General features: G+C 78.1%; 1 protein-coding gene. It reads right to left on the reverse strand.

Features of this window, described 5'->3' with window-relative positions:
- A partial coding sequence (locus AWC07_RS29040) for a PGRS repeat-containing protein (protein WP_341865275.1) occupies nt 1-1,494 on the reverse strand: 1,494 nt, incomplete at both ends.

The following is a 1,494-nucleotide window of genomic DNA, read 5'->3' on the forward strand; positions in this document are numbered from 1 at the left end:
AGGGCGCCCTGCCCGCCGGCCCCACCGGCCCCGCCGTTTCCGAACCACCCGATGGCGGCGCCGCCGGCTCCGCCGTTTGCGGCGACCCCGCCGAAGAACCTTTGGCTATTCCCGCCGTTGCCACCCGCCCCGCCGTCGCCGGCGAGCATGCCGCCGGCACCGCCGGCCCCGCCGGCGCCGGGCCTGAAACTGTTCGCGCCGGCGCCGCCGGCCCCGCCGTTGCCGAACACGCCGGCGTGGCCGCCGGCCCCGCCGTCGCCGGCGTTTGCGCTGCTGCTGCCCTGCCCACCGGCGCCCCCGGCGCCGCCGTCGCCGAACAACCCGACAGCGTTGCCGCCGGCCCCACCGGCTCCGCCCCCAACCACACTCCCGGTGCCACCGGCGCCGCCGGCGCCGCCGTCGCCAACAAGCAAGGCGCCGGAGCCGCCGGCGCCGCCGACGCCCCCGCCGCCGTTACCGGCGCCGCCCGGACCCCCCGCGCCGCCCTGACCAAACAGCCCGACGGCGTTACCGCCGGCCCCACCGACGCCGCCGGTGCCGGCGGCACCGGTGCTGACTCCGCCGGCGCCGCCTACCCCGCCGTTGCCGACGAGTATGCCGCCGGTGCCGCCGGCGCCGCCGGTGCCAGCGGCACCGGCGTTGACGCTTCCGCCGGCACCGCCGGCGCCGCCGTTGCCGAACAGCCCGGCCGCCCCGCCGTTACCGCCCGGCCCACCGGCGTTGGTGCCCGCGCCGCCGTTGCCGCCGTTGCCGATCAGGATCCCACCGTCGCCACCGTTAGCCCCCGTCCCGGGCGCCCCGTCGGCGCCATCACCGACAAGCGGGCGCCCCAATAGCGCCTGCGTGGGCGCGTTGATCGCGTTGAGCACGTTCTGCTGCACAATCTGCAGTGGCGAGGCGGCGGGCGCCCCGTCACCGGGCAACCCCAACAAGAATCCGCCGGTGCCGTCGGAACCGCGGGCACCGTTGCCAGTAACCCCAATCCCGGGGTTGCCGCCGGCACCGCCATTGCCGATTAGCTGGGCGTTGCCGCCCGCGCCGCCGTTACCCCCGGTACCTGCGGCGTTCAAGTTCTGCCCGCCGAAACCGCCGGCGCCGCCGCTGCCGATCAGTCCGGCCGTGCCGCCGACACCGCCGTCGCCGGCGACCAAGCTACCGACCCCGCCATTTCCGCCGGTGCCGCCGGCGCCGAAGAGCACAGCGCCGCGACCGCCCGCGCCTCCGGTGCCGCCGGTGCCACTGGCGCCGAACGCGCCCTGCCCGCCGGTCCCGCCGGCCCCACCGTTGCCGAACAGTCCGATGGCGGCACCACCGGCCCCACCTGCCCCGCCGACCCCGGTCAGATTGGCACCAAGCGGATTGCTGCCGCCATTGCCGCCTGCCCCGCCATTGCCGGCGACCATGCCGCCGGTCCCACCGGCGCCGCCGGCGCCACTGGCGGAGGTGCCCTGGGTACCGGCGCCGCCGGCTCCGCCGTCGCCGAACCACCCGAAC

Origin of the sequence: Mycobacterium gastri (assembly GCF_002102175.1) — a bacterium.
Classification (GTDB): domain Bacteria; phylum Actinomycetota; class Actinomycetes; order Mycobacteriales; family Mycobacteriaceae; genus Mycobacterium; species Mycobacterium gastri.